This is a genomic window from Winogradskyella sp. PE311, from assembly GCF_046545555.1.
Classification (GTDB): domain Bacteria; phylum Bacteroidota; class Bacteroidia; order Flavobacteriales; family Flavobacteriaceae; genus Winogradskyella.
Window position 1 is genome coordinate 222,903 of sequence record NZ_JBHZTH010000002.1, and the last position, 26,635, is coordinate 249,537.

Below are 26,635 nucleotides of genomic sequence, written 5' to 3' on the forward strand. Positions count from 1 at the left end.
AATATCGTTATGACTATGATTTCTGATTACATACAAACTAAGAATACGGATTTAGAATCTTATTTTGAACAATTTAGAAACCATATTATTGGTCAGAATCAAACGTTTATTTCACCTTATGGCGAACAACGTATTATTTATACAGATTGGACTGCTTCAGGACGATTATACAGACCTATTGAAGAAAAATTATGCAATGATTTTGGTCCATTTGTAGCAAATACCCATACTGAAACAACTGTTTCTGGTACTGCTATGACTAAAGCTTATCACAAAGCCAAACAAATTATTAAAGATCATGTAAACTGTAATAGTGATGATGTATTAATAGTTTCGGGTAATGGTATGACTGGTGTTGTAAATAAATTTCAGCGCATACTCGGTTTAAAGATTCCAGAAAATTTAAAAGATTATACTAAGATTCCAGACGAAATGCGACCTGTTGTTTTTGTAACTCATATGGAGCATCACTCTAATCAAACATCTTGGTTAGAAACCATTGCAAAAGTTGAGGTTATTCCGCCTGATGAAGCTGGCTTATTCAGTTTAGATAATTTGGAGAAATTACTCATTCAATATAAAGATTGTACCATTAAAATTGCATCTATAATTGGTGGTTCTAATGTTACTGGTATCCAAAATCCACATCATAAAATTGCGAAACTAATGCATAAACATGGAGGTGTTTGTTTTGTGGATTTTGCATGTTCTGCACCTTATGTAGAAATAGATATGCATCCAGAAGATGAAGAGGCAAAACTTGATGCAATTTTCTTTTCTCCACATAAATTTTTAGGAGGACCAGGGACTTCGGGTGTTTTGGTGTTTAATAAAAAATTATATAAAAATATGATACCAGATTGTCCAGGTGGTGGCACTGTGAGTTGGACAAACCCTTGGGGCGAGCATAAATATATCGATAATATTGAAGATAGAGAAGATGGTGGTACACCAGGTTTTCTCCAAACTATAAAAACGGCACTTTCTATCCGTTTGAAGGAACAGATGGGAATTGATAATATCCTTAAGCGCGAACATGAATTAGTTCAAATTGTTTTTGAGCGCTTAGGTAAGATTTCTAATATTAATATTCTGGCTGGTCAACATAAGGATCGACTTGGAGTCATTTCATTTTATGTAGATGATTTACATTTTAATTTAGGTGTTAAATTGTTAAATGATAAATTTGGTATACAAACACGCGGTGGTTGCAGTTGTGCTGGTACTTATGGGCATTTTTTACTCCATGTAGATCAACGGACTTCTAATGAGTTAACTAATGAAATTTCTATAGGAGATTTAGTTCGTAAGCCAGGATGGATTCGTATGTCAATTCATCCAACAACTACAAATGAAGAAATCGAGTTTGTTTGCGATAGTATTATTGAATTAGCCAAAAATCATAAAGATTGGTCAACTGATTATGAATACTCGAGATGTAATAATGAGTTTGTTCATAAATCACTACTTCATAAACCTTGTAATGCCACTAAAGTAGATACTTGGTTTGATTTAGATTAAATGAGCCTATTGGAATTCAGGAGGTACTTTATCTCTATGCTTCCAACGCTTATGCGTCCATAAGTAATACTGAGGTTCGTTACGAATTTGTTCTTCGACTAATTTAAAAAACAAGTCAGTTATTTCGTAATCCTTAAAATCGTTAGGGTTTTCTGCAATTGTTTTAAATGTAGTTTCGTAATAACCGCGTTTTAATCGTTTTACACTAAAAAATACAACGGTCATATCTAGTTTTTTAGCTAACATTTCGGCACCTGTGTACATTGGTACTTTTATACCCATAAACTCATTCCAATGAAATGCTTTATTAGCTTTTGGTGATTGGTCAGATACGAAACCATTAATAGTTAATTCCCCATTTTTTTTGCACTCACCTAAAACATTTAAAGTTTCCTTGGTTGTAATTAAATGCGAGTTATATTTAGCTCTAATTCGTTTTACTAATCTATCGAAATATTTATTTGCTAATCGTTTGTATACTGCATAACCTTTATGTTTTACGAAGGTTTGTAAAATAAAAATCCATTCCCAACTTCCATAATGAGCGCACATTAATATAATGCTTCTTTGTTTTTCTTCTAACTCATTTATAAGCTTAACATTAGGAAATTTATAGCGTTTTTGCATTTCTGATTTAGAAATAGTTAGAGACTTAATAGCTTCAACTATCATATCACATAAATGATGATAAAATTTACCAGTAATGTCAACTATTTCAGCTTTAGATTTATCAGGAAAAACAAGCCTTAAGTTGTTTTGGACAGTAGATTTGCGATACCCAAATATTTTATAAACAAATAAATATAGAAAATCTGAAAAGGCATATAATAACCTAAAGGGTAAAATTGAGATTAACCAAAGTATTGGATAAATTAATATATAGGCAATAAATTGCATTGAAGTTTGTTAAATTTACAACTACAAATATATGCTATATTTAAATTAATAGATTAGAGTTTATGTACAATTTAGATCCTGTTACCATTGCCATAATAGCCGCTAATGTTATTGTATCTATGAAAGGCTTTAATGACCGTTTATTTTTTGAGAAATTTAAATTTAATGTCGGTAGTATAAGACGAGGAGAGCAAATACGGATGTTTAGTTCTGGGTTTTTACATGCAGATACAACGCATTTGTTTTTTAATATGTTTACGCTTTACTTTTTCGCTGGCTATGTTATTGATGCACTAGGGACTCTTAATTTTATTATAATTTATATTGCCAGTTTAGTTTTTGGGAACCTTTTGTCTCTCTATTTTCATAAAGATGAATATTGGTATAGTGCGATTGGTGCGAGTGGAGCGGTTACTGGAGTCTTGTATTCTGCAATTTTGTTAGAGCCAGGTATGAGTTTATATATGTTTTTTGTACCTATACCGATACCAGGCTATATTTTTGGGATAGGCTATTTATTGTATTCTATTTATGGAATGAAAAATAGAATTGGTAACATTGGCCATGATGCCCATTTTGGAGGTGCAGTTGGCGGTTATGTTATAACTCTAATTTTATTACCAAGCTTGTTTAAAACGGATTTAGGATATGTAGGATTACTGGCTTTACCTATTATTATTTTATACCTTTTGTATAAAACTGGTAAGTTAAAATAAAAGCCTGTATTAAACAGGCCCTTTATTTAAATTGTTTTATTAAAAATAAGAATTATTCTAGCAGCTCTTTAATTTTATCTTCTAGAGCATTTCCTCTTAAATTTTTTGCGACAATTGTTCCTTTGCTGTCTAATATGAATGTAGCAGGTATGGCTTGTATATTATAAAGTTCTGCAACCGGATCTCTAAAATATTTTAAACTAGATACGTGATGCCACGTTAACTTGTCGGCATCAATAGCATCTAGCCATGCTTTTTTAGGATTTTGTTGTCTACTTTGTCCATCGAGCGATACACCAATAATTTCTAGCCCTTTTTCGTGATACTTTTCATAAATCCTAACTACATTAGGGTTTTCTCTTCTGCAAGGTCCACACCAAGCTGCCCAAAAATCTATAATAGTAACTTTACCTTTTATATCATTTAAACGTACCATATCACCATCAGGTGTTGGTGATTCAAAATCAGGTGCAATTTTACCAACTTCTAAATGTGCAATTTTTTCAAATTCTTTTTCAAGTTCAATTAATCGTTCTTTAATTTTTTGTCCTTTTGTTGATTCTTTTAATCGAGGTGTTAAATTATTGAAGACCTCATTAAAAATAGAAATATCTCCCTTTGGTTTATTAGATTCTACTTTCATTAACTCTAAGCTGAAGTAGCTGTCATTATTATCTTTTATAAAATTTAACGGATAACTGGTTAATTCCTCTCTTAATTTATTGAGCTCATTTGTTAATGAATCTGACTGTGCGCTACCTTCTTGTAAATTAAGTTCTTGATAAAGCCTCATTATTTTTGTGCCTTCATCTCTTATTTTTTTAGTGCCGTCTTGAAACGCTAAGAAATCATCATTAGATTCTGAGCCAGTTACCTCAGTCGCTGCTAAATTTTCTTTGTCAACTTTAACAGTTATCTCACTATTTTCTAACATAAAAATAGCTTTGCCTTGGGCACCATCAACTGATAAAAAATAAATATTTGGTTCACTTACAACGCCTTGCATCTCAAATTTTTCGTCCATTACAATGGCAGTATCAATAGCTGTTTCTTGTCCTTTCTCATCAACAGATTTTAGATAAACTCGTATACCGTTATAAACACCTTCTGCATTCCCATTTATAAGATAGTCTGTTCTTTTCTCTTGCTCACAACTAACAATGAGTAAACTTAGAATTAATAATGTTAATACCTTTTTCATCAATTTATTTTTTTCTAAATATTAATTAGCTTACAAATATATAAACAAAGCTGATAAAACGTAAAAGCGAATCGCGAATTAAATCTTAAAAATACACCGTAGCCACAATATAATCTCAGATTTTCCAATACTTTTGCATAAAGGAGTTAACCATGCATAACGATACTATTGTAGCTTTAGCAACACCATCTGGAAGCGGTGCAATTGCCATTATTAGGCTTTCTGGTAATAGCGCTATTGCTATTGCAGATAAGCATTTTAAGTCTGTAAAAGATAACAAGTCGCTTACAGATCAAAAGACACATACTATTCATTTAGGGCATATTGTAGATGATGTAAAAACTCTAGACGAAGTTTTAGTATCTGTTTTTAAAAATCCAAATTCTTATACTGGAGAGGATGTGGTTGAGATATCTTGTCACGGTTCGTCTTACATTCAACAAGAGATTATTCAGTTGTTTTTGCGCAATGGTTGTCGGATGGCTACAGCAGGAGAATTTACGCTGAGAGCTTTCTTAAATGGTAAATTAGACTTAAGTCAGGCAGAAGCTGTTGCAGATTTAATTAGTAGTGATAATGAAGCTTCACATCAAATAGCAATGCAGCAAATGCGTGGTGGGTTTTCTTCGGAAATAGCTAAATTAAGAGAAGAATTGCTAAACTTTGCATCTTTAATTGAATTAGAACTCGATTTTGCTGAAGAAGACGTGGAGTTTGCAGATAGAACTCAGTTTAAGCAACTCATTGAGCGAATAAACTTTGTTTTGAAACGATTAATAGATTCATTTGCTGTTGGTAATGTTATAAAAAACGGAATACCGATAGCCATAGTTGGCGAACCAAATGTTGGAAAATCAACACTTCTAAATGCTATACTAAATGAAGATAGAGCTATAGTTTCTGAAGTTGCCGGTACGACAAGAGACACAATTGAAGATGAAATTTCTATTGGTGGTATTGGATTTCGTTTTATTGATACAGCAGGTATTAGAGAAACCAAAGATGTAGTAGAACGTATCGGTATTAAAAAAACATTTGAAAAGATAGAGCAGTCTCAAGTCACTATTTATTTATTTGATTCAAAGAAAAATATAAATAATCTTGATACTGTGAGAATTGAGGTTGAAAAAATAAGAAATAAATACCCTCAAAAGCCTTTGTTGGTCATTGCAAATAAAATTGATACATTAAGTGATTTACAACTTGCTAATATCAATACCACTATTGCTGATGTTCTCTTGTTATCTGCTAAAACAGGGTTTGGTGTAGAGAAACTGACCAACTCACTTCTAAATCTTATCAACACTGGAGCGCTTAAAAACAATGAAACCATCGTAACCAACTCACGTCATTATGACGCTTTACTAAAAGCGTTTGAAGAAATTCAAAAAGTACAGTACGGACTAGAAACAGGACTTTCAGGTGATTTATTAGCTATCGATATTAGACAAGCTTTATACCACTTTGGTGAAATTACTGGTGAGATTACTAATGATGATCTACTTGGTAATATTTTTGCTAATTTCTGTATAGGAAAGTAAATATGCGTAGCATCACAAAACAAAACATATAAAAAGCCTGTAAAATAAGAGTTTATGTTTATATTGTTTTTATTAATTTGTTGAATTTTATTGTTTTTCTTATTCTTTTTGTACCTCGATTGTACCTTTTTTTAAATTTTTAGTTAAGTTTGTTGTTCAGGATGTCTTATGTCGCGTAATATGATTTATATAGAATAATATAGACCATTTAAGAATTGTATAGTTTCTTGTAGACACATAGAATAATATTTAAAATTTCAAATTTAAAGCATGTTAGTAAATAAACGGTGTACATATTGTGGAAAGGAATTTCAAGCGCATACTACGAAAACTCGCTTTTGTAGTCACAGTTGTAATCAGAAAGATTATAAGTTTAGAGCTAAGGAAAAACGTTTGAAAGAAAGTATAGTAGGCAGAACAGAAAAGAATATTCCGTTTAGAGACTTATTAGAAATATCTAAGAGCAAAGCTTATTTAGAGATTCAAGATTGCGCTCTATTGCTAAATGTGAGTCGATCAACTATTAACAGGTTAATTAGCAAAGGCGAGCTAGTGCATTTTCGTATTATGAGTCGAGTTTTGGTTAGGCAAGTTGATTTGGAAAACTACTGCAAGAAAGAATTGGTTAAATCAAATAAAAAGAGACAATCAATAAAGCGTCAGTACAAAGAAGTTATTAGTTTCAATAAAGAGAATTATTATTATATGGGCGAAATACCAAATTATTACAAAGTTTCATCTAGGTCTGTAGAAAGGCATATAAAATCAAAGGGAATTGAAAAGATAAAAATAGGAAGGTTTAATTATGTTTTAAAGTCTGAGATTAAAAAACTATATGGTACACCATCAAAAATCACACTTAATGATTAATGTAACAGTTAGAAAGAAAAAAGTAACAGATGGTAAATACAGTTTATATTTAGATTACTATCCAGCAATAATTAATCCTAGTACAGGGAAGGAGTCAAGACGTGAGTTTTTAAAGTTAAAAATATATGGTAACCCTAAGTCGGAAATAGAAAGGGCCCATAATAAGGAAACGATAGAGTTTGCAGAATTGATTAGGTCTAAACGCTTAATACAATTAAGGGATAAAGAATATGGCTTTAAGGAAAACGTAAATTCTAATTTTAATTTTCTCGCATTTTATGATGTTATTGTCGATGGTTACTTAAACAATGGGAGTTATAATAATTATTTGTCGTGGAAGGCATCTAGAAATTATTTTTATGCATGTTTAGGGAGCAACATAACAACTAACCAATTGAGTTTGTTGCATATTAAAAAATACAGAGAGTTTTTATTGAGCACTAATAATCTAAGAACTAATAAAGGCAAATTAGCAGTCAATACAGCCTCTTCATATTACAAGAAGTTTATTCGAGTTTTAAAAGAAGCTTATAAAGAAAATTTAACTGATTTTAATTTAGCATTACATGCTGAGTATATCAAGGAAGAAGAAACACACAGAGAGTATTTGACAGAAGAAGAACTAGGTTTATTGTGGAAAACTGCAATTAAACATGAAATTATTAAGCACATGGCGTTCTTTTCTACTCTAACAGGTTTAAGGTTTGTAGATATTGTAAATTTAACTTGGGATAAGGTATTTAAGGATAAACATCAAGGGCACTACATACAATTAAAGGAAAAGAAGACACGAAACATTTTTAATCATCCAATTTCTGAAACAGCATTTAACTTATTGGAACTTCAACCCACAAGAACTGGAAAGATATTTGTTGGTATAAAGTATTCGCAAATTGTGCGTCCTATAAAAAAGTGGATAGAGGATTCTGGAATCAACAAGAAGATTTCATTTCACAATTTCAGGCATAGTTATGCTACGCTACAGCTAGCTAATGGAACCGATATATATACAGTTTCAAAATTGCTAGGTCACAAAAATGTCTCTACTACACAGATTTACACTAAAGTTATGGACAAAAATAAAATAAAAGCTGCTAACAGAATAAATTTGAATTTAAATGGATTGTCTTAATATTTACGAACACTTTTACAAAAAAGCACAAGACGTATCAAAGCGCATGATAATCGCTGAAATGCAAAAAGCTAAATTTAAAAATCGACCTTTTTTAACTTTGCACAATAAAATCATTAAGAATTTACATAATTATATTAAGACCAATTTCACTAATAATCTTGAACTAAATTTTAAGGAGTCATATTCTATATTTCAAAAGAAATACACCTATTATGAAGGCACTGAAAGTGAAAAAGTAAAATGGATTTTAGAGGATGAAATTATCAAAGCATTTAAAAAAAATCAAACTAGTTCTTATAGTTCATTTATAGCAGATTTGGCTGTAGAAACTTCACTTAGAGTTGCTTTAAATCATTATAATAATTATAGAAATTATTACCAATTAATCTATCATTTAAATAAATATGAATATTTCGTTTTCCATGATTTTAAAGGTATTGCATTTGAAAGTTCTGAGTACTTCAAAATTATGATGGATGAGAAATATCCACATAAAGTAAAAGAACGAGAGCAAAAATTGAAAATGCTAGCTTTACAAAGTACAACTAAAAAAGAAACTAAAAATATTACCACTAAAAGTAAATCTGATAAAGAACAAGACATCATGGAATTACTTGATAGTTTTACTGACGAAGAGAAGTTCTTAATTATTCATGTAATTAATAATCTTATATCTAAATCCTTGTCAATACCAGTGACAGATTTAATGAAGCTCGCGAGGATAGCGGGAACTTATGAAGATTTATCTATTTTTTATATGAGTCCTAGAGAAGTAACTCCATATTCAAAAGTTTCTAAAGGGATAGATTATTACAAAGGAGATAAGCAACGAAAAATAATTGATAGTACTATCCTAAAACTATCAACTTTTAAGATTGATGTTGTAAACAATTATTTAGTTGGTATGAAGACAAAATATCTTCAAAACAAAGTAAATATTAGAAAAGCCTAAATAATTAAATCAAATATTAGTTGCTTTTTTGATATGTTTAGTCATGTTTGTAGATATTAAACTGCTGAAAATAAACACTTTAAAAATTCCGAACACTTTCTAACAGTATTCCGAAGCATCATTATTTTATTTCTTCGTGGTTATATCATTGTGTTAAATTTAAAACACATAGCCATGAATACACCATTTTTTATGTTTAGTGAGGATCAGATTCAAGACTTTGCTAACAAAATGTATGAGAGAGCAAAAGCATCTTTCGAATCTCAAGAAGGTGCGCAACAAGAAGTGCCAATTCTTATTGATGATGCAGCAAAAATCATCAACTTAACTAAACCTACAATTTACGGACTTGTCCATAAAAACAAAATACCTTATCGCAAGAAGGGTAAGAGGTTATACTTTCTAAAATCAGAGTTAATAGCTTGGATAAATTCAGGTAAGAGAACTAGTAAGGCAACTTTAAATGAAAAAGTAGACGATTTCTTATTTAAAAAAAGATTTCAATAATAATTCCAGGCAACAATCTTTATGAATAAATCAGGATTTATAATGCTTAATCGCAATATAGTTGATTGGGAGTGGTACACAGACGTCAATGCAAATGCAGTTTTTATTCACTGCTTACTAAAAGTAAACTATAGTTCGAAACGGTGGCAAGGTATACTCATTAAAAAGGGAGAATTTATAACGTCCTATGAGAAACTTGCCATTGAGACAGGACTAACAATTAGCAAAGTAAGAACGGCTTTATCTAAACTGCAATTGAGTAATGATATTCATGTTGAAACTACGTCCTCCTTCACCAAAATTAGCATTATTAATTTAAAAGAATACGTAGCCAAATCTAACCGTGAGCAAACTGACCCACTAAATGACACACCATTTAGCAAACACAGTGGCAAAACTTTAGCAAACGCTTCACAATCAAATGACAATCATTTAGCAACAACTAAGAGTAATAATATAATAAATAGAAAAAAAATATTTAGAGAAAAGGTTTTTGCACACACACAGTTTAGTAAAGAACTATTAAATGATTTTTTTAATTATTGGAGCGAGACAGATAGAGATAAAAAGTTGATGAAACATGAAAACCAAGACTTTTTTGAAATAGACAAGCGTTTGGTAAAATGGAAAAAGAATGAAAAACCGAAATTTGGTAAAACTATAACTTCAGGAACAGCTTCAAATAGATAATATGAGATTAATAAATACAGAAAATAATGACTGCGATGTAATTTGCAGAAAAATAATAGAAAATGTAAGGTCGCAAGAATTTTATAATAAAATTAGTCATCCTTTTGATAAAGAATGGTTATGGAAAGAATTTAAAATGGCGTTCAAATATGTAACAGGATTTCCATTCGAATACACTGAGAATTATATCAAAGAAAATCTTTCTGCGGTGTTTTTATACTTCATGAATGATATGTCTTTTCTCAGTTGTGAAAATTTATATAAGGAGGATGTTGCTCCCTCTTTTGATAAGGGACTGCTATTAGTAGGCAAAGTAGGATTCGGAAAAACTAAAATCATGACAAGCTTTGAATCTGTCTTTAAAGGATATAAGCCACATAATTTTAAGATAGTTTCCGTGGACGATGTTGTAGATGATTATGAGGCTACAAAATCTCCACAAGAAAAAATAGATTTCTATAATAACTATACACGTGGTACTCTGCTGTTCGATGATTTATATTCTGAAAAACTTGCCAATAATTACGGACAAACCAATACCATGAAAGAAATAATCATGCGACGTTCTAGAAAAAATCTAAAAACACATTTCACGATGAATCCTGTTGAAGGTTATGAAGATAACCCAAAAGGTAATCTTCTTGCTTTGGAAACCTTCTATGGCTCCAGAGTGGTCGACAGGTTATTCAATATGTGTAATTACATAAATTTAAACGGTAAGAGTAAACGAGTGTAAAAGGTTAAATAAAACGTTATTTAACGTATTAAGTATTAAAAACGCCCAAGAAACTATGAAAACGACTAAAAATTGCAAACATTGTTATCAATTGTTTGAACCAAGAAGAAGCAATCATGTGTATTGCACGAACAGTTGTAAAACAAAAGCTAGTTATGAGCGAAACAATTATCGATATATTTCTGGTCACTATGAAAAATCAGAATTAGAAGCCACGGACAAGTTGGCTTTACCTGCAAACCAAGACGTCCTATTAGCAGTACAAGCATTGGAAGATAAAATAGAGCGGTTTAGCCAAGATAAAAGCATTAGCACTAACTCTATTAAAGAAGCTGCACTAGGCAGCATGGCTGCCGATGCAGGTGCATATGCTGCCAAACGAATTTTTGCACCAAAAATGCTGCCAGCTACTAAAGGTGATATTGAGAGTTTGAGAGAAGAGTTGCAGCAATTAAAAAAAGCACTCAACATTTACAAGGTCAATAAATTTCCAAATAATTTTTAGAATAGGTTTGAAAGGCGAAATTCCTTTTTATTGCTATTTTTAGAAATTAATTGACTATTAATTTTTTTAATGGCATTATTTCAGAACTCAGTATTTAAAACTTACCTCGCACAGCAAGACAATATAATAGTAGAAAGTACTTATAAAAAAATCACAAAGTATTTTCGAAATGTTACTACAAGAAAAAATGATTATAACCTTAAATGTTTATACTTTTAAAAGAAATAGTGTTTTATGAAACAAGTCTTAATTATAGGTAATGGCTTTGACATTGCTCATGGTCTTCCAACTAGCTTTAAAGACTTTTCTAAATATCTTTTAGAAAATATTCTCATTCCTGATTTAAGACAATTTGTGTTAGAAACAGGGAAAAGCGAATATTATACTGACGGTATTAGAGATATACATAATCAGCATTTATTTCCTGTTGGTTACAATACTAATTATTCATTAGACGGCATACTTCTTAACTTGTCAAAAGAAGGCTTTATTGAATCTTTGTTAGATAATAAAATGATTTTTTTGGAGTATCTTAAAAATAACTTTTTATCTAAATTATATAGAGAGGAAGATGAGTTTTGGTTTGATGTGGAGTCAACATACTTTGATTTGTTAAAAATTATTCCGAATACATACGATAGGAGTTCTCATAAAATGCAAATTCTAAGACTTAATGAAGAATTGAAACAGATAAAAACCTTATTGCAAGAATATTTGGTAACATTGAATGTTAATTATCAAAGTCCAGTTTCAAATTTTATTGAAGAGTTATTTCAGAATTTTAAGAATGAAGAAAAAGTAAACGATATAGTGGTCATTGATTTTAATTATACGAAGACAATTAGAAGTTTTAATATCACGGGATATGAGCATTATCCTATACATGGTACGTTAGAATCTGATATTATTTTTGGTTGGGGTAATGATAAAGATGAGGATTACATTGAAATTAAAGATTTAAAGAATGACAATTTTCTAACAAACTTCAAGACACACCATTATTTAAAAAATAATTATTATCAATTAATACACCATAGTTTAATTAGAATTAAGGAAAAATTCAATATTCATATTTTGGGACATTCATTAGGACTAACTGACAAGTCATTATTAAAAGAAATATTTGAATCAGATAATTGTGAAAGAATTTATTTATATCTAAGATCAGATCAATATAATTCAGAACCGTTAGTTAGTAAACAAATTGGTGTTGAAAACGAGTATACAAAATTAACTATGGCAATTTCAAGAATTATCGATGACCAGATGGCCCGTATAAAGGTTGTAAATATGCAATACTCTAATTATTTTCCTAAGAATCCCAATTAGAATTACTTTAAAAAATTATTTGCCAATAAGTTGTAAAGTACCTATACGGAAACTGACATAATAGTAAATATTCGCTTATTGAATAGGAGGAGATTGCTATAGTAGAAAGCATATATTTTCAAATTTGACAGGTGGTAAGGCAAGCTACTTACTTTTGTACAACCATTGCATTATTAAAGTTTTAAGGCTTATTAATTGCGCAGGTTTTAATGCCAAATGGCGCATATAAAGGGCAAAAACTTATAAGGCTTGTCAATACAAATATTCCTGCGAGTACTAATAATATAATCCCTAATGTTCCGGTAATTATCCCTTTAAAATAAAGTACACCAACTATTGCAGCGATTACTATCCTAATAACTCTATCTGCAGTTCCCATATTTTTTTTCATCTTTTAATATTTATGATTAATAATACAAAGTTCACAAAAGTTAATGAGCTGTGCAGTGACCTTAGTCACAACTATCCAATAATTTTTATTTCACCAGATTGTTGTATTATTTTACCTTCATTCTCAAGTTTTTTTAGCACTCTTGTTATTACTTCGCGTGCCGTGCCTAGGTCATTTGCGATTTGGTTATGACTCATTCTTATTGAAGCCGTTTTTATTATTTCCGATTTGTTTTTTAAATGCTCATAGAGTCTTTTATCCATGCGGTCTATTAATAAATGACCAATGGTCTCTAGTAATTCTGAATATCGCAAACTAAATTGGTCGTAAAACAGCTGATTAAAGTCTGGGAAATCTTTTAACCATTTAGGAAGTAGTGCAACTGGAATTAATAAAATTTTTGAATCCTCTTCAACTGAGGCATAAACTTTACTCGGTGTATTTTTTAAAGATGCATAAAATGTCATTATACAGCTTTGAGATGGCTGAATGTAATAAAGCAAAAGTTCTTTATCATTAAACCTAGAATAAACTTTCACAAGTCCTTCAAGAACAATAGGCAAAACTTTAACATATTGCTCTTCTCTTAAAATCTCTGTTCCCTTAGGAAATTCTTTTATCGAAGATTCTTCTATGAGTTTCTCAAATAGTGCAGGTTTTAAAAAAGATATTACGCTTCTATCAAAATTCATTTTATTAAGTAATAAATAATATCTAAAGTACTAACTTTAGGCATAAGTAAGAAACTAAAGAAGTAATGTGTTACAATAAATTGTCTAAAAATATAGCCTAATAACAGCATTAGTAGTCAAACCTAATGAAAACCTAGAAAACCTATTTACTACATCATTTTCATTGATTCTATAATAGTCGTTGATAGCATTTTGCCTGTTCGAAATGTTCCACACAGACGCACCAATTTCTGACCTAAAGGTGTTGCTAATTTTGATCTTATAAATAGCAGAAGCATCAACTCTCAAATAATCCATTAACCTTTGACCATTACCTTCATCAAAATTAATATTATCATCAAATATCTCATTGCCATCTAACGGTATAGTTGTTGGGTTTCCTGTTCTGTAATTTAATCCTGCCGAAACATTCCAAGATTTATTACTAAAAGTTGTTCCAAGAGTAACTGAATGTGTAATATCAAAATTACTCGGAAACTCAATATCTTCGAGGGCTTCAAAGTTGTAAGTGTTGTTTATGTATGAATAGCTTAACCAACTATTGAAATTGCCATTTTTTTTTCTGCATAAAAACTCAAAGCCATAAGCGTTATAACGTCCTTTCTCTTTAGCAAATTCGTATTTGGTTGTAAAGCTTTGACTTTGGGTTGTTATACCCTCAACAGTTTTGTAATAACCTTTAGCATCCAACAACCATCCATTATTTTTATAGGTTACACCAAGTGAAGCTTGTTTGCTTTGTATAATTGGAATACTATCATTATCCGTTAACTGCCAACGTCTTTTTTCAATACCTAAAAAGTCATTTTGGAAATTAACAATTTGTGATGTGCTTTGGTGTTTAAATTCGCCTTGTGCCTCTATTTCAATATGCTCACCAATAGATTTTCTAATACTTAATCTTGGTTCGATAATTAATTTTTTAAAACGGGTTAAATAATTTGCTCTTATTCCACCTCTTATGGAAAAATCATTGCTAGGATTCTTAAACCAAGCTTGCCCAAAAGCATCATGTTCTCTTAATATTTCCTCATCACGTCTCACAAATCGAGGTAAATCAATATCGTTTAAGTTGATAACTTCAGTTTCTGTAAATTGATACCCAAGATTAAAGCGCCATAGCTTTTGTTCATATAAATTATTCAGTTGAACGCTTGTTTCCGAAACAATATTCTCTTGTAGTTGCAACTGATTACTCAATACATCTGCATTAAGAGCTTCAAGTTTATATTCATTGTCGTAAACATTGATAGTTGTGGATAGTTTTTGGTTCCATTGTCTTTTATAATTAAGTCCAACAGCAAGAGTATTTTGAGATATGTTGCTACGTCTGGTTCTTAACTCATCATTAATATCAGCAGTTTCATTAAATCCTAAATCGTTATTAATTAGAATAAAATTTAATCGGATAAAGTCTTTATCAGTAGGTTGATATAACCATCGCAAAGAAGCATCATAAAAATCAAATTCTTGATTAGAATTAGTAACATTAGAAGCATTAGTTTCAGCTTCTGTGTCTTGAGTTACCCTATCGAAATACACATCATAAGTTGGTGTTCTTAAAAAATCGTCTAAAGACTTTCTTGATGCAATTTGAAGTGATGAGTTATTACCGATAGGGATATTAGAAAACAATTCAGCATTTAAAAAATTAAGTCCAAAAACCCCATTGAATTTTGAATCGATTTGTTTCTCAGTCTGCATGTGGATTGTGCCAGAAATACCATCTGTTAATGATACATCTGAACCATTATTAATAACACTTGCAGTTTGTGTCATAAGTGGATTAAAGCTAGATATAAGACCAAAGAAGTGTCCAGTCTGATACATTTTTATATCATCCCAAAGCATTAAATTCTGGTCGTGAGAACCACCTCTTATGTTAATATTTGAAACCGTTTCATCAACACTTAAAATACTTGGTAAAGCTTGAACGGTTTGCAATACATCAGATTCAATAAGACCAGGTAAAAGACTAAATCGCTTATAGTCGATTGAGGTTGACCAATCCTGTCTTTTATCTATACCTCTAACAAGATAAGTTTCAATAAGTATTGGTGATATAACCTCTTGATGAACAAGCATTGTTATCGTTCCGCAATCTTCTAAAGTGAAATATTTTACTTGACGTTCAATCGTCTTAAACCCAATATGTCTTATGGTCAATAGTTCGTTTAAAGATTTCAGTTCAATTTCAAAATAACCACTTTCATTAGTTACTGCATAAGCAAATTTACTTGTGATAGTAGCACCTATGAGAGGTTCTGGTAACTCTGAACTATTAATATAGCCACACAACTTAATAGTTTTGGAAATAGTGTAAACTAAATCGCTAACTTTTTCAAAAACTAGGTTGGTTTGCCTTTCAAGATTATTGATTTTTGCTGACAAGCTTAAATCTTGCGATATAGGAATTACGGTAATATCTTTTAAAAGGCTACTCTCATAGTTGAAAGTAATAGAGTGTACTTTTGTGATATCTTCCAGTACTTCAGAGATTGGAACTTTCTGTTCTGAACTTTGTCCCATCAATTTGAATGTTAGAGAGAAACACAGGAATAGAAGTATATAAAGTTTAGTTCTGCCCATTCTTAATAATGACCTCGTTAGTGTTCTGGATTGTATAGGTCAAATTAAAGGGTTTTGAGATAGATTTCAGGGCATTCTCAAGATTATTATGTTCAAATGCACCAGTGAATTTTATATTCAAATCAGATGGATATTGAACTTTTACTTTATATCGTTTTTCTAGTTCTTCAACAACCGCTTTAAAAGAAGCATCTTCAAATACACTCATGTTTTTAAGCCAATATGGTTCAGTAATTTCAATATTTGACTTTAAGGCTTTTTCTGAAGATAAAATGAACTCCGTTCCAGCGGGTAGTTTAACTTTATCATTATTATATGTTACTTGCACCAAACCTTCGTAACAGGATACTTTAAAAATACTGTCTCTGGTTAGCACATTAAATTCTGTTCCTAGAACACTTACTTTGCCAAACTCTGTATTAACATCGAAACGTTTTCCTTTTTCTACATCAAAAAATGCTTCTCCATTTAGGTTTAACGACCTGTTGTCATCCCAATTAGAACTATCGTATTCTAGCTGTGATAACTCATTTAGGTTAACTATTGAGTTATCTGGTAGTGTGATAATTTCATTTTGAGCTAAATCAGTCTTAAACGAGCTTATGTGGTCTTTATTAATTACCTTAAATAATGCAAACCCAACAACAAGAATAGCTGCTAAACTTGAAATAACCTTCATCCAATTTACTGATGTGCTTTTCTTGGAAACTAATTTCTCATCTAATATATTAAAGGATTCAATTTTTGAGTTTGTAATACCATTGAACCTTTGAGCTTCCTCAATAATTTCTATATATAAGTCAGCATCTTCCAACGCATTGAAAGCCTTTGACTCTATTTCAGACAGGTCATTCCTTAACCACTTTTTTACTAATTGCTCTTTGTCCATAACTTGCTGTTATATATTTAAAACAACTTAAATTATAATTGTCCCAGAATTATTTTCGATTTAGTTCTTCAAGTTCATTTTTAAGTTTATTCAATGCACCATAAATTCTATGTTCAGCGACCTTTTTTGTAATACCTAAAATTTCTGCAACCTCTTTATGAGTTTTACCATCTACTTTATTTAGTAGGAATGCAACACGTTCCTCTTCTTTTAATTGAGATAGAACTCGTTCAAACCGTTTTAGAAACTCTTTCTTTCGTAAAATAAATTCAGGGGACTCATTGGTATATTCCTTTGGCTTCACCTGTTGATATTTTAAAACCACTTTTTGATGTTTTACCTCATTAAGCATCATATTATTTGCTGTGGTGTACAAATACGATTTTGCAGTTTCTGGTTTTATTTTAGCACAGTTTTCCCAAAGTTTAATAAAAGCTTCTTGAACCTTATCAGAGGGATTTAAAAGCTCACCATATTTGTAGAACAAAATATTGCTCAATGATTGTGCATACTTCTCATAAATCTTTGAGAAGCGAATTTTATCACATATATCTTGGTGCAATGATTTTGGCAAGGATTGAGTTTTTTGATTTCAGAAAAGAAAGATAAATAAAAAAAAATCTATTTTTTCTTGGGACAATTATTTAATGAGTTGTTTTAAGAATAAAGAGGCTATTTAGAAGCCAACAAACAAACTTAAATATTAAAATAAAATCCATGCCATTATGAAAACATTGAAACCAATTTTTCTACTAGTTCTAGGTGTTGTATTCACTATGACATCTTGTAGAACCGAAGACGATTTAGTAATCGACCCACCAGTTGAAGAAACCATAGAAGCTAATTCAACAGTAGCAAATTTAATGAGTAGAACTGCATCTAATGATGGTTCTAGCGACAACATCATAGATAATGCTAGTTGTTTAAGTGTTCAACTTCCAGTTACAGTTACAGTAAATGGTATTGAAATAACGATTAATGATGAAGATGGTTATGAGGACATTGAAGACATTATCGATTTGTTTGATGACGATGTCGATTCAGTTGTTATTTCATATCCAATAACTGTAATTCTTGTAGATTTTTCAACTGTTGTAGTTAATTCTGATTCAGAATTAGCAGCACTTACAGCGAATTGTGTAGGCGAAAACGAAGATGATGATGATATTGAATGTATTGATTTTCAATATCCAATTACTGCATCTGTTTTTGATGAAAACAATGATTTAATCAATTCAATCACTATCAATAATGATAATGATATGTATGATTTTATTGATGATTTAGATGAATTTGCAGCAGTAACGATTAACTTTCCAATTACTGTAATATTTGCAGATGGTACAACACAAACTATAAATTCTATTCAGGAGCTAGAAAACGCTATTGAAATAGCAGACGATAGTTGTGATGAAGATGATGATAATGATTTTGATGATGATGATTGCGATAACTGTTCAACTAACGACCTTGAAACCATTTTTGCAGATTGTTCGGAGTGGACAGTTGATAAACTAGAGCGAAACGACAATGATTTAGAAGACAATTATGTAGGTTACGTATTTGAGTTCAATAGTGATGGAACAATTTTAGTAACCCAAGGTTCAAACACTTTTAATGGTACATGGGAAGCATCTGGAACAGGCAATAATATATCAGTAATTATAAATGTAACAGGATTAACAGATTTCAATGATACATGGAATTTACATGAAATAGAACAAGAACCTGGAGAAGTAAAAGTTGATTTAAGGTTAGGAGATGATAGATTACGTTTTGAAAGTGATTGTCAATCTAATGGTAATATTGATGACACAGCTTTAGTAAATGCGCTTACTAATGGTGATTGGTATGTGACTTACTTCTTTGATGATACAGATGAAACCGCAGATTTCGCAGACTACACTTTCAATTTTGCATCGGACAATACAGCTACTGCTATGGATATGAGTGGTACTACTAATGGCTCATGGTCAACAACATCTGGAGATGATACCGAACTTGGTCTTAACCTAAACTTTGGGACAGGTATTCCATTAGATGAATTAGCTGATGACTGGGATGTTCTTGAAGTAACCAATGACATTATCAGACTAAAAGATGTTAGTGGTGGTGATGGTTCAGAAGATTTCTTAACTTTTGAAAGAAACCCATTTGATGGAGGAAATGGGAACGATGATTTAGAAACTATATTAACAGATGGTTTATGGATAGTAGCTTCTTATACAGAAGATGCAGATGACCAAACCTCTGACTATGCAGGTTATGAACTAGACTTTAACATGGATGGTTCAGTATCAGCTTCAAACGGTTCTAATACCAATAATGGTACTTGGTCAGTTTTTAGTAGTGGCAATCAAATGGCTATAGATTTTGGTACAGATATGCCTTTTGAAGAATTTAATGATGATGATTGGGATGTAATTTCTGTTTCAGCTACAGAAGTGGTTATACAAGATGTAAGCGGAGGCGGAGGTGGAACAGATACTTTGACACTTCAAAAAATATAATCTTAAACATATTTAAAACTAAAAATCATGAAAAAAGTATTTAATCTTGGATTGTTATTAATGTTAAGTTTTTCCCTAATGTCATCAATGTGCTCTAGTGATGATGACGATGGAAGTCCAAACAACAACAGCCAACAAATAGCTGAAATAGAAAATACAGTAGAGTCTGGAACATGGAGAATCACAAACTTTAATGATTCAGGACAAAATGAAACTTCAGATTTTAATGGTTATGACTTTAGCTTCAACTCTGATGGGTCACTTGTGGCAACAAATGGTTCTAACACTATGACAGGTACTTGGTCTGTTACAGATGATAGTAATAGTAGTGATGATAGCAGTAGTGATGATGATATTGATTTCAATATTTTCTTTCCAGTACCAGACAGCAATGATTTTGAAGACCTCAATGATGATTGGGATGTGGTAATGACATCATCTACCAGAATTGAATTAATTGATATTAGTGGAGGAAATGGAGGTACAGACATGCTGACTTTTGAAAAGAATTAGTGAAAAAGAAAAATTAATTTCCCACTTCATTTGCCCTAAATTGATTAATAGCACCCAATCGTTATAATTTAACGATTGGGTTTTTGTTTTAATATTATTTACAAATTTATTTGCATGGGAATAGCATTATTAGCAATATTGAATGCAGTTCGCTTACAGAAAATGAGTTGGGATTAAGCAGATTAGTCAATTAAACTTCTGTTAAACAAAATTAACATATATTAAATTTTTATACCTTTGCAAATAGATATGAAGCAATTTTTCCATAAAATAATGTCTTTAGTAATGGCTTTTGTAGTGTTATTCTCTACAATGTCATTTACTGTGAATATGCATTATTGCGGAGATACTTTAGTAGAAACTGCTATTTTTCATAAGGCCAAAGGGTGCGGAATGGAAATGGAAAAGCCTTCAACCGAAGGATGTTCTATTACCAAGAAAAATTGTTGTGATGATGAACAATTAGCAATTGAAGGTCAAGACGAATTGCAATTGCAAGTTGACAAAATCACGTTTGAGCAACACCTATTTATAGCTTCATTTGTTTACACTTATATTAACCTTTTTGAAGGTTTAGAAAATAACGTTTCTACTTACGAAGAATATAAACCGCCACTCGTCATAAGGCAACTCTACAAGATTGACGAAACATACTTAATTTGATTTTTAAACAATAGACTTTTTTATCCTATGACTGCAATGTCGTAAGGATAATTCGCTGTATTCGGTGTTTTCCTTACGCCAATGTCTAACTGTTTAATAATCAAAGCCAATGCTGAACAAAAGCATCAAATTTTTAATAGAAAACAAACTCGTAGCAGTTCTGCTACTCGTCCTTTTTGTAGGATGGGGAACGGTTAATGCACCTTTCAATTGGGATACTGGTTTCTTACCAAGTAATCCAGTTGCTGTAGATGCCATACCTGATATAGGTGAAAACCAACAAATAGTATTTACTAAATGGGATGGTCGCTCACCACAAGATATAGAAGACCAAATCACCTATCCACTCACAACATCTTTACTCGGTATTCCAGGTGTAAAAACCATTCGTAGTTCCTCTATGTTCGGTTTTTCAAGTATCTATATCATTTTTGAAGAAGACATAGAATTTTACTGGAGTAGAAGTCGTATTCTCGAAAAACTTAATTCCTTACCAAGTGGTTTATTGCCCGAAGGTGTTAATCCTGCTTTGGGTCCCGATGCCACAGGATTAGGACAAATATTTTGGTACACTTTAGAAGGTCGTGACGAAAACGGAAATGTAACTGGTGGTTGGGATTTGCAAGAGTTACGTAGTATTCAGGATTACTATGTAAAGTATGCGTTGTCCTCTGCAAGTGGTGTTTCCGAGGTTGCTTCTATTGGTGGCTATGTTCAGGAGTATCAAGTAGACATAAATCCAGAACTAATGCGTCAGTATAATATTGGATTGCATCACGTTGTAAAAGCGGTTAAGGAAAGTAATAAGGATATTGGTGCACAGACTTTGGAAATTAACCAAGCCGAATATTTAGTTCGTGGTTTGGGTTATGTGAAATCCATTTCAGACATCGAAAATGCAGTAGTCACTTCAGAAGATTATACTTCAATTAGGATAAAGGATATTGGTAAAGTTTCATTAGGTCCTGCAACAAGACGTGGATTATTAGATAAAGAAGGCGCAGAGGTTGTTGGTGCTGTTGTGGTAGCTCGTTATGGCGCAAATCCAATGGAAGTCATTAATAACGTAAAGGAAAAAATTAATGAATTAAGTGCAGGATTACCTTCGAAAGTATTAGCGGATGGTAGAACCTCACAAGTAACCATAGTGCCTTTTTACGATAGGACAGAATTGATACAAGAAACATTAGGCACACTTAACGAAGCCTTAACTCTTGAAATATTGATTACCATTTTAGTAATAATTATTATGGTGTTTAATCTTCGAGCTTCTGTCTTGATTTCAGGATTATTACCAGTTGCAGTCTTAATGGTATTTATTGCGATGAAACTCTTTGGCGTCGATGCTAATATTGTCGCATTATCTGGTATTGCAATTGCTATCGGAACAATGGTCGATGTTGGTGTTATACTATCAGAAAACATCATTCGGCATTTAGATGAAGATGATGGAACTCAATCCATTAATACGGTAGTTTATAAAGCAACAGCTGAAGTGTCTGGCGCAATCGTAACCGCAGTTATGACAACTATTATCAGTTTCATTCCTGTATTTACAATGATTGGAGCGGAAGGAAAACTATTCAGACCATTAGCCTTCACAAAAACTTTTGCACTAACAGCTTCTATAATCGTAGCGTTGTTTTTAATTCCACCGTTTGCTGCATTTTTATTCAGAAAGAAAAACATCAAAAACACTTTTAAATATGTTTTAAATGGTGTTTTAATAGCATTGGGAATCGTAGCCATAGTCTATGGATATTGGTTAGGATTAATTTTGATAGCGTTTGGGATTACAGCATTTCTCAATCTTCAAAGTAAGATAACAGACAAGCAAGCTAATATTATCAATATCATTATTTCGGTATCAGCTATTGTATTCTTGTTAGCCGAATATTGGAGACCATTAGGCGTTGATAAAAGCATTTTTTGGAATCTCATTTTTGTGAGTGTTATTTGCTTTGGTTTATTAGGTGTTTTCTCATCATTTATAAAATACTACACACGTATTTTAAGGTGGTGTTTAGATAATAAGTTATTGTTTTTATCTGTACCAACGGCTATTGTAATTGCAGGTTTTTTCATTATGAAAAATACAGGCAAAGAGTTTATGCCATCTTTAAATGAAGGCTCATTTCTACTAATGCCAACCTCGATGCCTCATTCTGGCGTAGAAGAAAACAAACGTGTTTTACAGCAATTAGATATGGCAGTAGCCAGTATTCCAGAGATTGAAACCGTAGTTGGTAAGGCAGGAAGAACAGAATCAGCTTTAGACCCAGCACCACTTTCAATGTATGAAAATATCATTCAGTACAAACCAGAATATATGCTGAATGAAAACGGACAACGCCAACGCTATAAAGTGAATGATGATGGCTTTTTTGAATTGAAGGATGGTCGTTTCATTGCAAATCCTAATAATTCCGAAAACGTCATTTTTAGCACTATAAAAAGGTCTCAATTAATTGAAGATGATGATGGCGAGTACTATCGTAATTGGCGACCAGAAATACAGTCACCAGACGATATTTGGAATGAAATCGTAAGAGTTACAAAGTTACCAGGTGTTACATCTGCACCAAAACTACAACCTATTGAAACCCGATTAGTAATGCTTCAAACAGGAATGCGAGCACCTATGGGAATTAAAGTAAAAGGTCAAGACTTAAAGCAGATTGAAGCGTTTGGTGTGCAATTAGAAAACATCATCAAGGAAGCTGAAGGTGTTAAAAAAGAAGCTGTTTTTGCAGACCGTATTGTTGGTAAACCCTATTTGTTAATTGATATTAATAGAGAGAAAATTGCACGTTATGGCATTTCTATACAAGATGTTCAAGATGTATTAAAAGTAGCAGTTGGTGGTATGGTATTAACTCAAACGGTTGAGGGTCGAGAGCGATATGGTGTTCGAGTGCGATACCCAAGAGAATTACGAGCAAACCCAACCGACTTAAAACAGATTTATGTGCCAGTAGAAAAAGGAAGTCCTGTGCCATTAAGCGAATTGGCAACTATAAGATACGAACAAGGTCCACAAGTCATTAAAAGTGAAGATACTTTTTTAGTAGGCTATGTCTTGTTTGATAAAATGGATGGTTTTGCAGAAGTCAATGTCGTAGAAAATGCACAAGCACTAATCCAAGAAAAGATTGATTCTGGTGAATTGATAGTTCCAAAAGGAATCAACTATGCATTTACAGGAACGTATGAAAATCAGTTACGAGCAGAAAAAACCTTGTCGGTTGTTGTACCGTTAGCATTGGCAATCATTTTCTTAATTCTGTATTTCCAGTTCCGTTCGGTTGGTACGTCCTTAATGGTATTCACAGGTATCGCAGTAGCGTTTGCAGGTGGTTTTATAATGATTTGGCTCTATGGCCAAGATTGGTTTTTAAACTTCAATTTCTTTGGCGAAAATATGCGAGACTTATTCCAGATGCACCCAATCAATTTAAGTGTAGCAGTTTGGGTTGGATTTATTGCACTCTTCGGTATAGCAACAGATGATGGTGTAGTAATGGCAACTTATTTAACCCAAACATTCGATAGAAACACACCAGATAATAAAAAGGAAATTAGAGCATCAGTTGTTGAAGCAGGTGAAAAACGAATCAGACCTTGTTTAATGACTACAGCTACAACCATTTTAGCATTATTACCAGTATTAACCTCTACAGGACGAGGAAGTGATATAATGATACCTATGGCAATACCAAGTTTTGGTGGAATGCTTATAGCCTTAATAACCTTATTTGTTGTTCCAGTATTATATAGCTGGAAAGCCGAATTTCAACTTAAAAGAACTGTAAAATGAAACAGATAAAATCACACATAAAATCAGTCTTTATTCTTTGTTCGTTATTCTTTGTTCTCATTGGAAATGCACAACAATTAGAAACACTTATAGATGAAGCCTTAACAAACAATCCAGAAATTCAAAAGTTTGAGTTACAATACAAAAGAGCTTCTGAAAAAGTAAACGAAGTCAATACTATTCCTAATACCGAATTTGGTGTCGGTTATTTTGTAAGTGAACCGGAAACCAGAACAGGTGCACAACGCTTTAAAGTATCTGTTAAACAAATGTTACCGTGGTTCGGAACCATTACATCGAGAGAAAACTATGTGAGTTCATTGGCAGATGCTAAATACGAGGACATTGTTATCGCAAAGCGAAAACTAATGGCTTCGGTATCACAATCCTATTATAATCTATACGCCAACAAAGCAAAGCAAGAGGTTTTAACTGAAAACATCAAACTATTAGAAACTTATGAGACGTTGGCATTAACTTCTGTTGAGGTTGGTAAAGCATCCGCAGTAGATGTGTTGCGATTGCAAATGCGTCAAAACGAAATGCAACAATTAAAAGATGTATTGCAAAAACAATTTTTAGCAGAACAAACTAACTTCAATAATCTATTGAATAGAGATAATGATGTTACCGTGAATGTGGTAGATAGTTTAATGATACCTTCAGAAGACTTTGATATTACTTCTGAAAATTTAGCATTACATCCTGAATTACTAAAATATGATAAACTCTATCAATCCATAGAGCAATCAGAATTATTAAATCAAAAAGAAAGCAGTCCAATGATTGGTTTTGGATTAGATTATATCAATGTTGCTGAAAGACCAAATATGGATTTCAGCGATAACGGAAAGGATATTATAATGCCAATGGTTTCGGTATCTATCCCAATTTTCAATAAAAAATATAAATCGCAAACCAAACAAAATGATTTGCAACAGCAGGAAATTACTGCTCAAAAACAGGAACGTTTAAATTCATTGGAAACGCTTTTAGACAAAGCGAATAACGAACGCATTTCTGCAAGAATAAGTTATGCTACCCAAACAAAAAACCTACAGCAAGCCAAAGATGCAGAAGACATTTTAATCAAAAGCTATGAAACAGGAACGATTGATTTTAATGATGTTTTGGATATTCAAGAGTTGCAGCTAAAGTTTCAAATGAACCAAATAGAATCAATTAGAACTTATTATGTTCAATCAACGATTATTAATTATTTAACACAGTAATAATGAAACATACATATAAAATATCAGGAATGACCTGTAACAACTGTAAGGCTTCCGTCGAGAAATACTTAAGTGAAATAGACCACGTATCAGAGGTGTCTGTTAATATTGAAAAAGGTGAGGCAGAAGTGAAAATGAATAAACATATTTCAACTGATATACTACAAAAAGCATTACCAGAAAAGTATACTTTATCTGAAAAGAATGAGAAGAATGTGTTTGCATCTTCAAGTATGTCGGCAATGCCAATGGAAGAAGAAAAAAGCAAGTTACAACAATTAAAACCACTCTTGCTTATCATCTTTTATATCGCAACAGCAAGTATATTATTACATTATAAAGATTGGAGATGGAACGCGTTTATGCTTGACTTTATGGGGTTGTTTTACATCGTATTTAGCTTCTTTAAAATGTTAGACCTAAAAGGATTTCCAGACTCATTCAGGATGTACGACCCGTTAGCAAAAAGAGTTCCTGCTTATGGTTGGGTTTATCCATTTATTGAAACAGGTTTAGGTTTAATGTTCTTAATGCGATTTGAAGTTGAGATTTCTTTAATAATAACACTTGTTGTTTTGGGGATTACAACTATTGGAGTAACAAAAACACTCTTGGATAAAAAGTCAATACGATGCGCCTGTTTGGGAACTGCTCTAAAGTTGCCTATGACAGAAGCTACTTTTATCGAGAATGCCATAATGATAGTTATGGCAAGTTTAATGTTAATTTTTTAAAATCA

At 31.9% G+C, this 26,635-nt stretch carries 24 protein-coding genes; 17 read left to right on the plus strand and 7 right to left on the minus strand.

Translation table 11 applies throughout. The features are described 5' to 3' along the window. The first annotated feature begins 9 nt into the window (after positions 1 to 9). Entirely contained in the window at positions 10 to 1,521 is a 1,512-nt protein-coding gene (locus ACFWU4_RS10600) for an aminotransferase class V-fold PLP-dependent enzyme (RefSeq protein WP_411127636.1), read from the plus strand. A 6-nt stretch (positions 1,522 to 1,527) separates the two neighbouring features. On the opposite strand, the gene ACFWU4_RS10605 is transcribed toward ACFWU4_RS10600, so the two are convergent. Then, positions 1,528 to 2,418, minus strand: coding sequence for a lysophospholipid acyltransferase family protein (locus ACFWU4_RS10605; protein WP_411127638.1), 891 nt, complete (start codon positions 2,416 to 2,418; stop codon positions 1,528 to 1,530). A 62-nt stretch (positions 2,419 to 2,480) separates the two neighbouring features. Here ACFWU4_RS10605 and ACFWU4_RS10610 point away from each other — a divergent pair, with 62 nt between their 5' ends. Further along, the gene (locus ACFWU4_RS10610; protein WP_411127640.1) at positions 2,481 to 3,134 is read left to right on the plus strand and encodes a rhomboid family intramembrane serine protease; all 654 of its coding nucleotides are present in this window, start codon (positions 2,481 to 2,483) and stop codon (positions 3,132 to 3,134) included. A 52-nt stretch (positions 3,135 to 3,186) separates the two neighbouring features. Here the strand turns inward: ACFWU4_RS10610 and ACFWU4_RS10615 are convergent, their stop codons facing one another. Further along, a complete protein-coding gene (locus ACFWU4_RS10615; protein ID WP_411127642.1) occupies positions 3,187 to 4,335 on the minus strand; it encodes a redoxin domain-containing protein in 1,149 nt (382 codons plus the stop codon). A gap of 152 nt (positions 4,336 to 4,487) precedes the next feature. Between ACFWU4_RS10615 and mnmE the strand changes: the two genes are divergently transcribed. The 9 genes from mnmE (at position 4,488) to ACFWU4_RS10660 (ending at position 12,600) form a co-directional block, all read left to right on the plus strand. Beyond that, positions 4,488 to 5,876, plus strand: coding sequence for a tRNA uridine-5-carboxymethylaminomethyl(34) synthesis GTPase MnmE (gene mnmE / locus ACFWU4_RS10620; protein ID WP_411127644.1), 1,389 nt, complete (start codon positions 4,488 to 4,490; stop codon positions 5,874 to 5,876). 270 nt (positions 5,877 to 6,146) lie between these two features. Beyond that, positions 6,147 to 6,746, plus strand: a complete 600-nt coding sequence (locus ACFWU4_RS10625; protein WP_411127646.1) for a helix-turn-helix domain-containing protein — start codon at positions 6,147 to 6,149, stop codon at positions 6,744 to 6,746. Continuing rightward, positions 6,739 to 7,878 carry a tyrosine-type recombinase/integrase gene (locus ACFWU4_RS10630; RefSeq protein WP_411127648.1) on the plus strand — a complete coding sequence of 380 codons (1,140 nt, stop codon included), beginning with the start codon at positions 6,739 to 6,741 and terminating at the stop codon, positions 7,876 to 7,878. Before ACFWU4_RS10625 ends, ACFWU4_RS10630 begins: the two co-directional genes overlap by 8 nt. Then, on the plus strand, positions 7,865 to 8,833 hold the full coding sequence (locus ACFWU4_RS10635; RefSeq protein WP_411127650.1) for a hypothetical protein: 969 nt from the start codon (positions 7,865 to 7,867) through the stop codon (positions 8,831 to 8,833). The genes ACFWU4_RS10630 and ACFWU4_RS10635 overlap by 14 nt, the downstream gene beginning before the upstream one ends. A 174-nt stretch (positions 8,834 to 9,007) precedes the next feature. Next, complete coding sequence (locus ACFWU4_RS10640; RefSeq protein WP_411127652.1) at positions 9,008 to 9,340, plus strand: helix-turn-helix domain-containing protein; 333 nt, start codon at positions 9,008 to 9,010, stop codon at positions 9,338 to 9,340. A gap of 21 nt (positions 9,341 to 9,361) precedes the next feature. Continuing rightward, a complete protein-coding gene (locus ACFWU4_RS10645; RefSeq protein WP_411127654.1) occupies positions 9,362 to 10,030 on the plus strand; it encodes a hypothetical protein in 669 nt (222 codons plus the stop codon). Between the two features lies 1 nt (position 10,031). Next, positions 10,032 to 10,766, plus strand: coding sequence for a hypothetical protein (locus tag ACFWU4_RS10650; protein ID WP_411127656.1), 735 nt, complete (start codon positions 10,032 to 10,034; stop codon positions 10,764 to 10,766). Between the two features lie 55 nt (positions 10,767 to 10,821). Beyond that, the gene (locus tag ACFWU4_RS10655; protein WP_411127658.1) at positions 10,822 to 11,271 is read left to right on the plus strand and encodes a hypothetical protein; all 450 of its coding nucleotides are present in this window, start codon (positions 10,822 to 10,824) and stop codon (positions 11,269 to 11,271) included. Positions 11,272 to 11,505: 234 nt separating this feature from the next. Continuing rightward, the gene (locus tag ACFWU4_RS10660; protein WP_411127660.1) at positions 11,506 to 12,600 is read left to right on the plus strand and encodes an AbiH family protein; all 1,095 of its coding nucleotides are present in this window, start codon (positions 11,506 to 11,508) and stop codon (positions 12,598 to 12,600) included. Between the two features lie 181 nt (positions 12,601 to 12,781). Here ACFWU4_RS10660 and ACFWU4_RS10665 read toward each other — a convergent pair whose 3' ends face one another. From ACFWU4_RS10665 to ACFWU4_RS10685, 5 genes are all read right to left on the minus strand, one after another. Then, the gene (locus tag ACFWU4_RS10665; protein ID WP_411127662.1) at positions 12,782 to 12,991 is read right to left on the minus strand and encodes a DUF2892 domain-containing protein; all 210 of its coding nucleotides are present in this window, start codon (positions 12,989 to 12,991) and stop codon (positions 12,782 to 12,784) included. Between the two features lie 71 nt (positions 12,992 to 13,062). Then, entirely contained in the window at positions 13,063 to 13,683 is a 621-nt protein-coding gene (locus ACFWU4_RS10670; RefSeq protein WP_411127664.1) for a Crp/Fnr family transcriptional regulator, read from the minus strand. Between the two features lie 84 nt (positions 13,684 to 13,767). Beyond that, complete coding sequence (locus ACFWU4_RS10675) at positions 13,768 to 16,212, minus strand: TonB-dependent receptor (RefSeq protein WP_411127666.1); 2,445 nt, start codon at positions 16,210 to 16,212, stop codon at positions 13,768 to 13,770. 46 nt (positions 16,213 to 16,258) lie between these two features. After that, positions 16,259 to 17,161, minus strand: coding sequence for a FecR family protein (locus ACFWU4_RS10680; protein ID WP_411127668.1), 903 nt, complete (start codon positions 17,159 to 17,161; stop codon positions 16,259 to 16,261). Positions 17,162 to 17,210: 49 nt separating this feature from the next. Further along, positions 17,211 to 17,735 carry an RNA polymerase sigma factor gene (locus ACFWU4_RS10685; RefSeq protein WP_411127670.1) on the minus strand — a complete coding sequence of 175 codons (525 nt, stop codon included), beginning with the start codon at positions 17,733 to 17,735 and terminating at the stop codon, positions 17,211 to 17,213. Positions 17,736 to 17,886: 151 nt separating this feature from the next. On the opposite strand from ACFWU4_RS10685, the gene ACFWU4_RS10690 reads away from it, so the two are divergent. The 6 genes from ACFWU4_RS10690 (at position 17,887) to ACFWU4_RS10715 (ending at position 26,630) form a co-directional block, all read left to right on the plus strand. Continuing rightward, positions 17,887 to 19,671: a hypothetical protein gene (locus ACFWU4_RS10690; protein WP_411127672.1), complete on the plus strand. Its 1,785-nt coding sequence runs from the start codon at positions 17,887 to 17,889 to the stop codon at positions 19,669 to 19,671. Positions 19,672 to 19,698: 27 nt separating this feature from the next. Then, a complete protein-coding gene (locus ACFWU4_RS10695; RefSeq protein ID WP_411127674.1) occupies positions 19,699 to 20,184 on the plus strand; it encodes a hypothetical protein in 486 nt (161 codons plus the stop codon). Between the two features lie 249 nt (positions 20,185 to 20,433). After that, a complete protein-coding gene (locus tag ACFWU4_RS10700) occupies positions 20,434 to 20,847 on the plus strand; it encodes an HYC_CC_PP family protein (protein WP_411127675.1) in 414 nt (137 codons plus the stop codon). Between the two features lie 109 nt (positions 20,848 to 20,956). Next, positions 20,957 to 24,664 (plus strand): efflux RND transporter permease subunit, encoded by a 3,708-nt coding sequence (locus ACFWU4_RS10705; protein ID WP_411127676.1) that lies wholly within the window; start codon positions 20,957 to 20,959, stop codon positions 24,662 to 24,664. Next, positions 24,661 to 25,896: a TolC family protein gene (locus tag ACFWU4_RS10710; RefSeq protein WP_411127678.1), complete on the plus strand. Its 1,236-nt coding sequence runs from the start codon at positions 24,661 to 24,663 to the stop codon at positions 25,894 to 25,896. Before ACFWU4_RS10705 ends, ACFWU4_RS10710 begins: the two co-directional genes overlap by 4 nt. 2 nt (positions 25,897 to 25,898) lie before the next feature. After that, positions 25,899 to 26,630 carry a heavy-metal-associated domain-containing protein gene (locus ACFWU4_RS10715; RefSeq protein ID WP_411127680.1) on the plus strand — a complete coding sequence of 244 codons (732 nt, stop codon included), beginning with the start codon at positions 25,899 to 25,901 and terminating at the stop codon, positions 26,628 to 26,630. The last annotated feature ends 5 nt before the right edge of the window (positions 26,631 to 26,635 follow it).

Excerpts from the sequence above, each read along its gene's own strand:
- ACFWU4_RS10665 (WP_411127662.1), bottom strand. The coding sequence starts at position 12,991 with ATGAAAAAAAATATGGGAACTGCAGATAGAGTTATTAGGATAGTAATC.
- ACFWU4_RS10605 (WP_411127638.1), bottom strand. The coding sequence starts at position 2,418 with ATGCAATTTATTGCCTATATATTAATTTATCCAATACTTTGGTTAATC.
- ACFWU4_RS10630 (WP_411127648.1), top strand. The coding sequence starts at position 6,739 with ATGATTAATGTAACAGTTAGAAAGAAAAAAGTAACAGATGGTAAATAC.
- ACFWU4_RS10615 (WP_411127642.1), bottom strand. The coding sequence starts at position 4,335 with ATGAAAAAGGTATTAACATTATTAATTCTAAGTTTACTCATTGTTAGT.
- ACFWU4_RS10675 (WP_411127666.1), bottom strand. The coding sequence starts at position 16,212 with ATGGGACAAAGTTCAGAACAGAAAGTTCCAATCTCTGAAGTACTGGAA.
- ACFWU4_RS10695 (WP_411127674.1), top strand. The coding sequence starts at position 19,699 with ATGAAAAAAGTATTTAATCTTGGATTGTTATTAATGTTAAGTTTTTCC.
- ACFWU4_RS10690 (WP_411127672.1), top strand. The coding sequence starts at position 17,887 with ATGAAAACATTGAAACCAATTTTTCTACTAGTTCTAGGTGTTGTATTC.
- ACFWU4_RS10625 (WP_411127646.1), top strand. The coding sequence starts at position 6,147 with ATGTTAGTAAATAAACGGTGTACATATTGTGGAAAGGAATTTCAAGCG.
- ACFWU4_RS10635 (WP_411127650.1), top strand. The coding sequence starts at position 7,865 with ATGGATTGTCTTAATATTTACGAACACTTTTACAAAAAAGCACAAGAC.
- ACFWU4_RS10650 (WP_411127656.1), top strand. The coding sequence starts at position 10,032 with ATGAGATTAATAAATACAGAAAATAATGACTGCGATGTAATTTGCAGA.
- ACFWU4_RS10670 (WP_411127664.1), bottom strand. The coding sequence starts at position 13,683 with ATGAATTTTGATAGAAGCGTAATATCTTTTTTAAAACCTGCACTATTT.
- ACFWU4_RS10655 (WP_411127658.1), top strand. The coding sequence starts at position 10,822 with ATGAAAACGACTAAAAATTGCAAACATTGTTATCAATTGTTTGAACCA.
- ACFWU4_RS10645 (WP_411127654.1), top strand. The coding sequence starts at position 9,362 with ATGAATAAATCAGGATTTATAATGCTTAATCGCAATATAGTTGATTGG.
- ACFWU4_RS10640 (WP_411127652.1), top strand. The coding sequence starts at position 9,008 with ATGAATACACCATTTTTTATGTTTAGTGAGGATCAGATTCAAGACTTT.
- ACFWU4_RS10680 (WP_411127668.1), bottom strand. The coding sequence starts at position 17,161 with ATGGACAAAGAGCAATTAGTAAAAAAGTGGTTAAGGAATGACCTGTCT.
- ACFWU4_RS10715 (WP_411127680.1), top strand. The coding sequence starts at position 25,899 with ATGAAACATACATATAAAATATCAGGAATGACCTGTAACAACTGTAAG.
- ACFWU4_RS10610 (WP_411127640.1), top strand. The coding sequence starts at position 2,481 with ATGTACAATTTAGATCCTGTTACCATTGCCATAATAGCCGCTAATGTT.
- ACFWU4_RS10700 (WP_411127675.1), top strand. The coding sequence starts at position 20,434 with ATGAAGCAATTTTTCCATAAAATAATGTCTTTAGTAATGGCTTTTGTA.
- ACFWU4_RS10705 (WP_411127676.1), top strand. The coding sequence starts at position 20,957 with ATGCTGAACAAAAGCATCAAATTTTTAATAGAAAACAAACTCGTAGCA.
- ACFWU4_RS10710 (WP_411127678.1), top strand. The coding sequence starts at position 24,661 with ATGAAACAGATAAAATCACACATAAAATCAGTCTTTATTCTTTGTTCG.
- ACFWU4_RS10600 (WP_411127636.1), top strand. The coding sequence starts at position 10 with ATGACTATGATTTCTGATTACATACAAACTAAGAATACGGATTTAGAA.
- mnmE (WP_411127644.1), top strand. The coding sequence starts at position 4,488 with ATGCATAACGATACTATTGTAGCTTTAGCAACACCATCTGGAAGCGGT.
- ACFWU4_RS10660 (WP_411127660.1), top strand. The coding sequence starts at position 11,506 with ATGAAACAAGTCTTAATTATAGGTAATGGCTTTGACATTGCTCATGGT.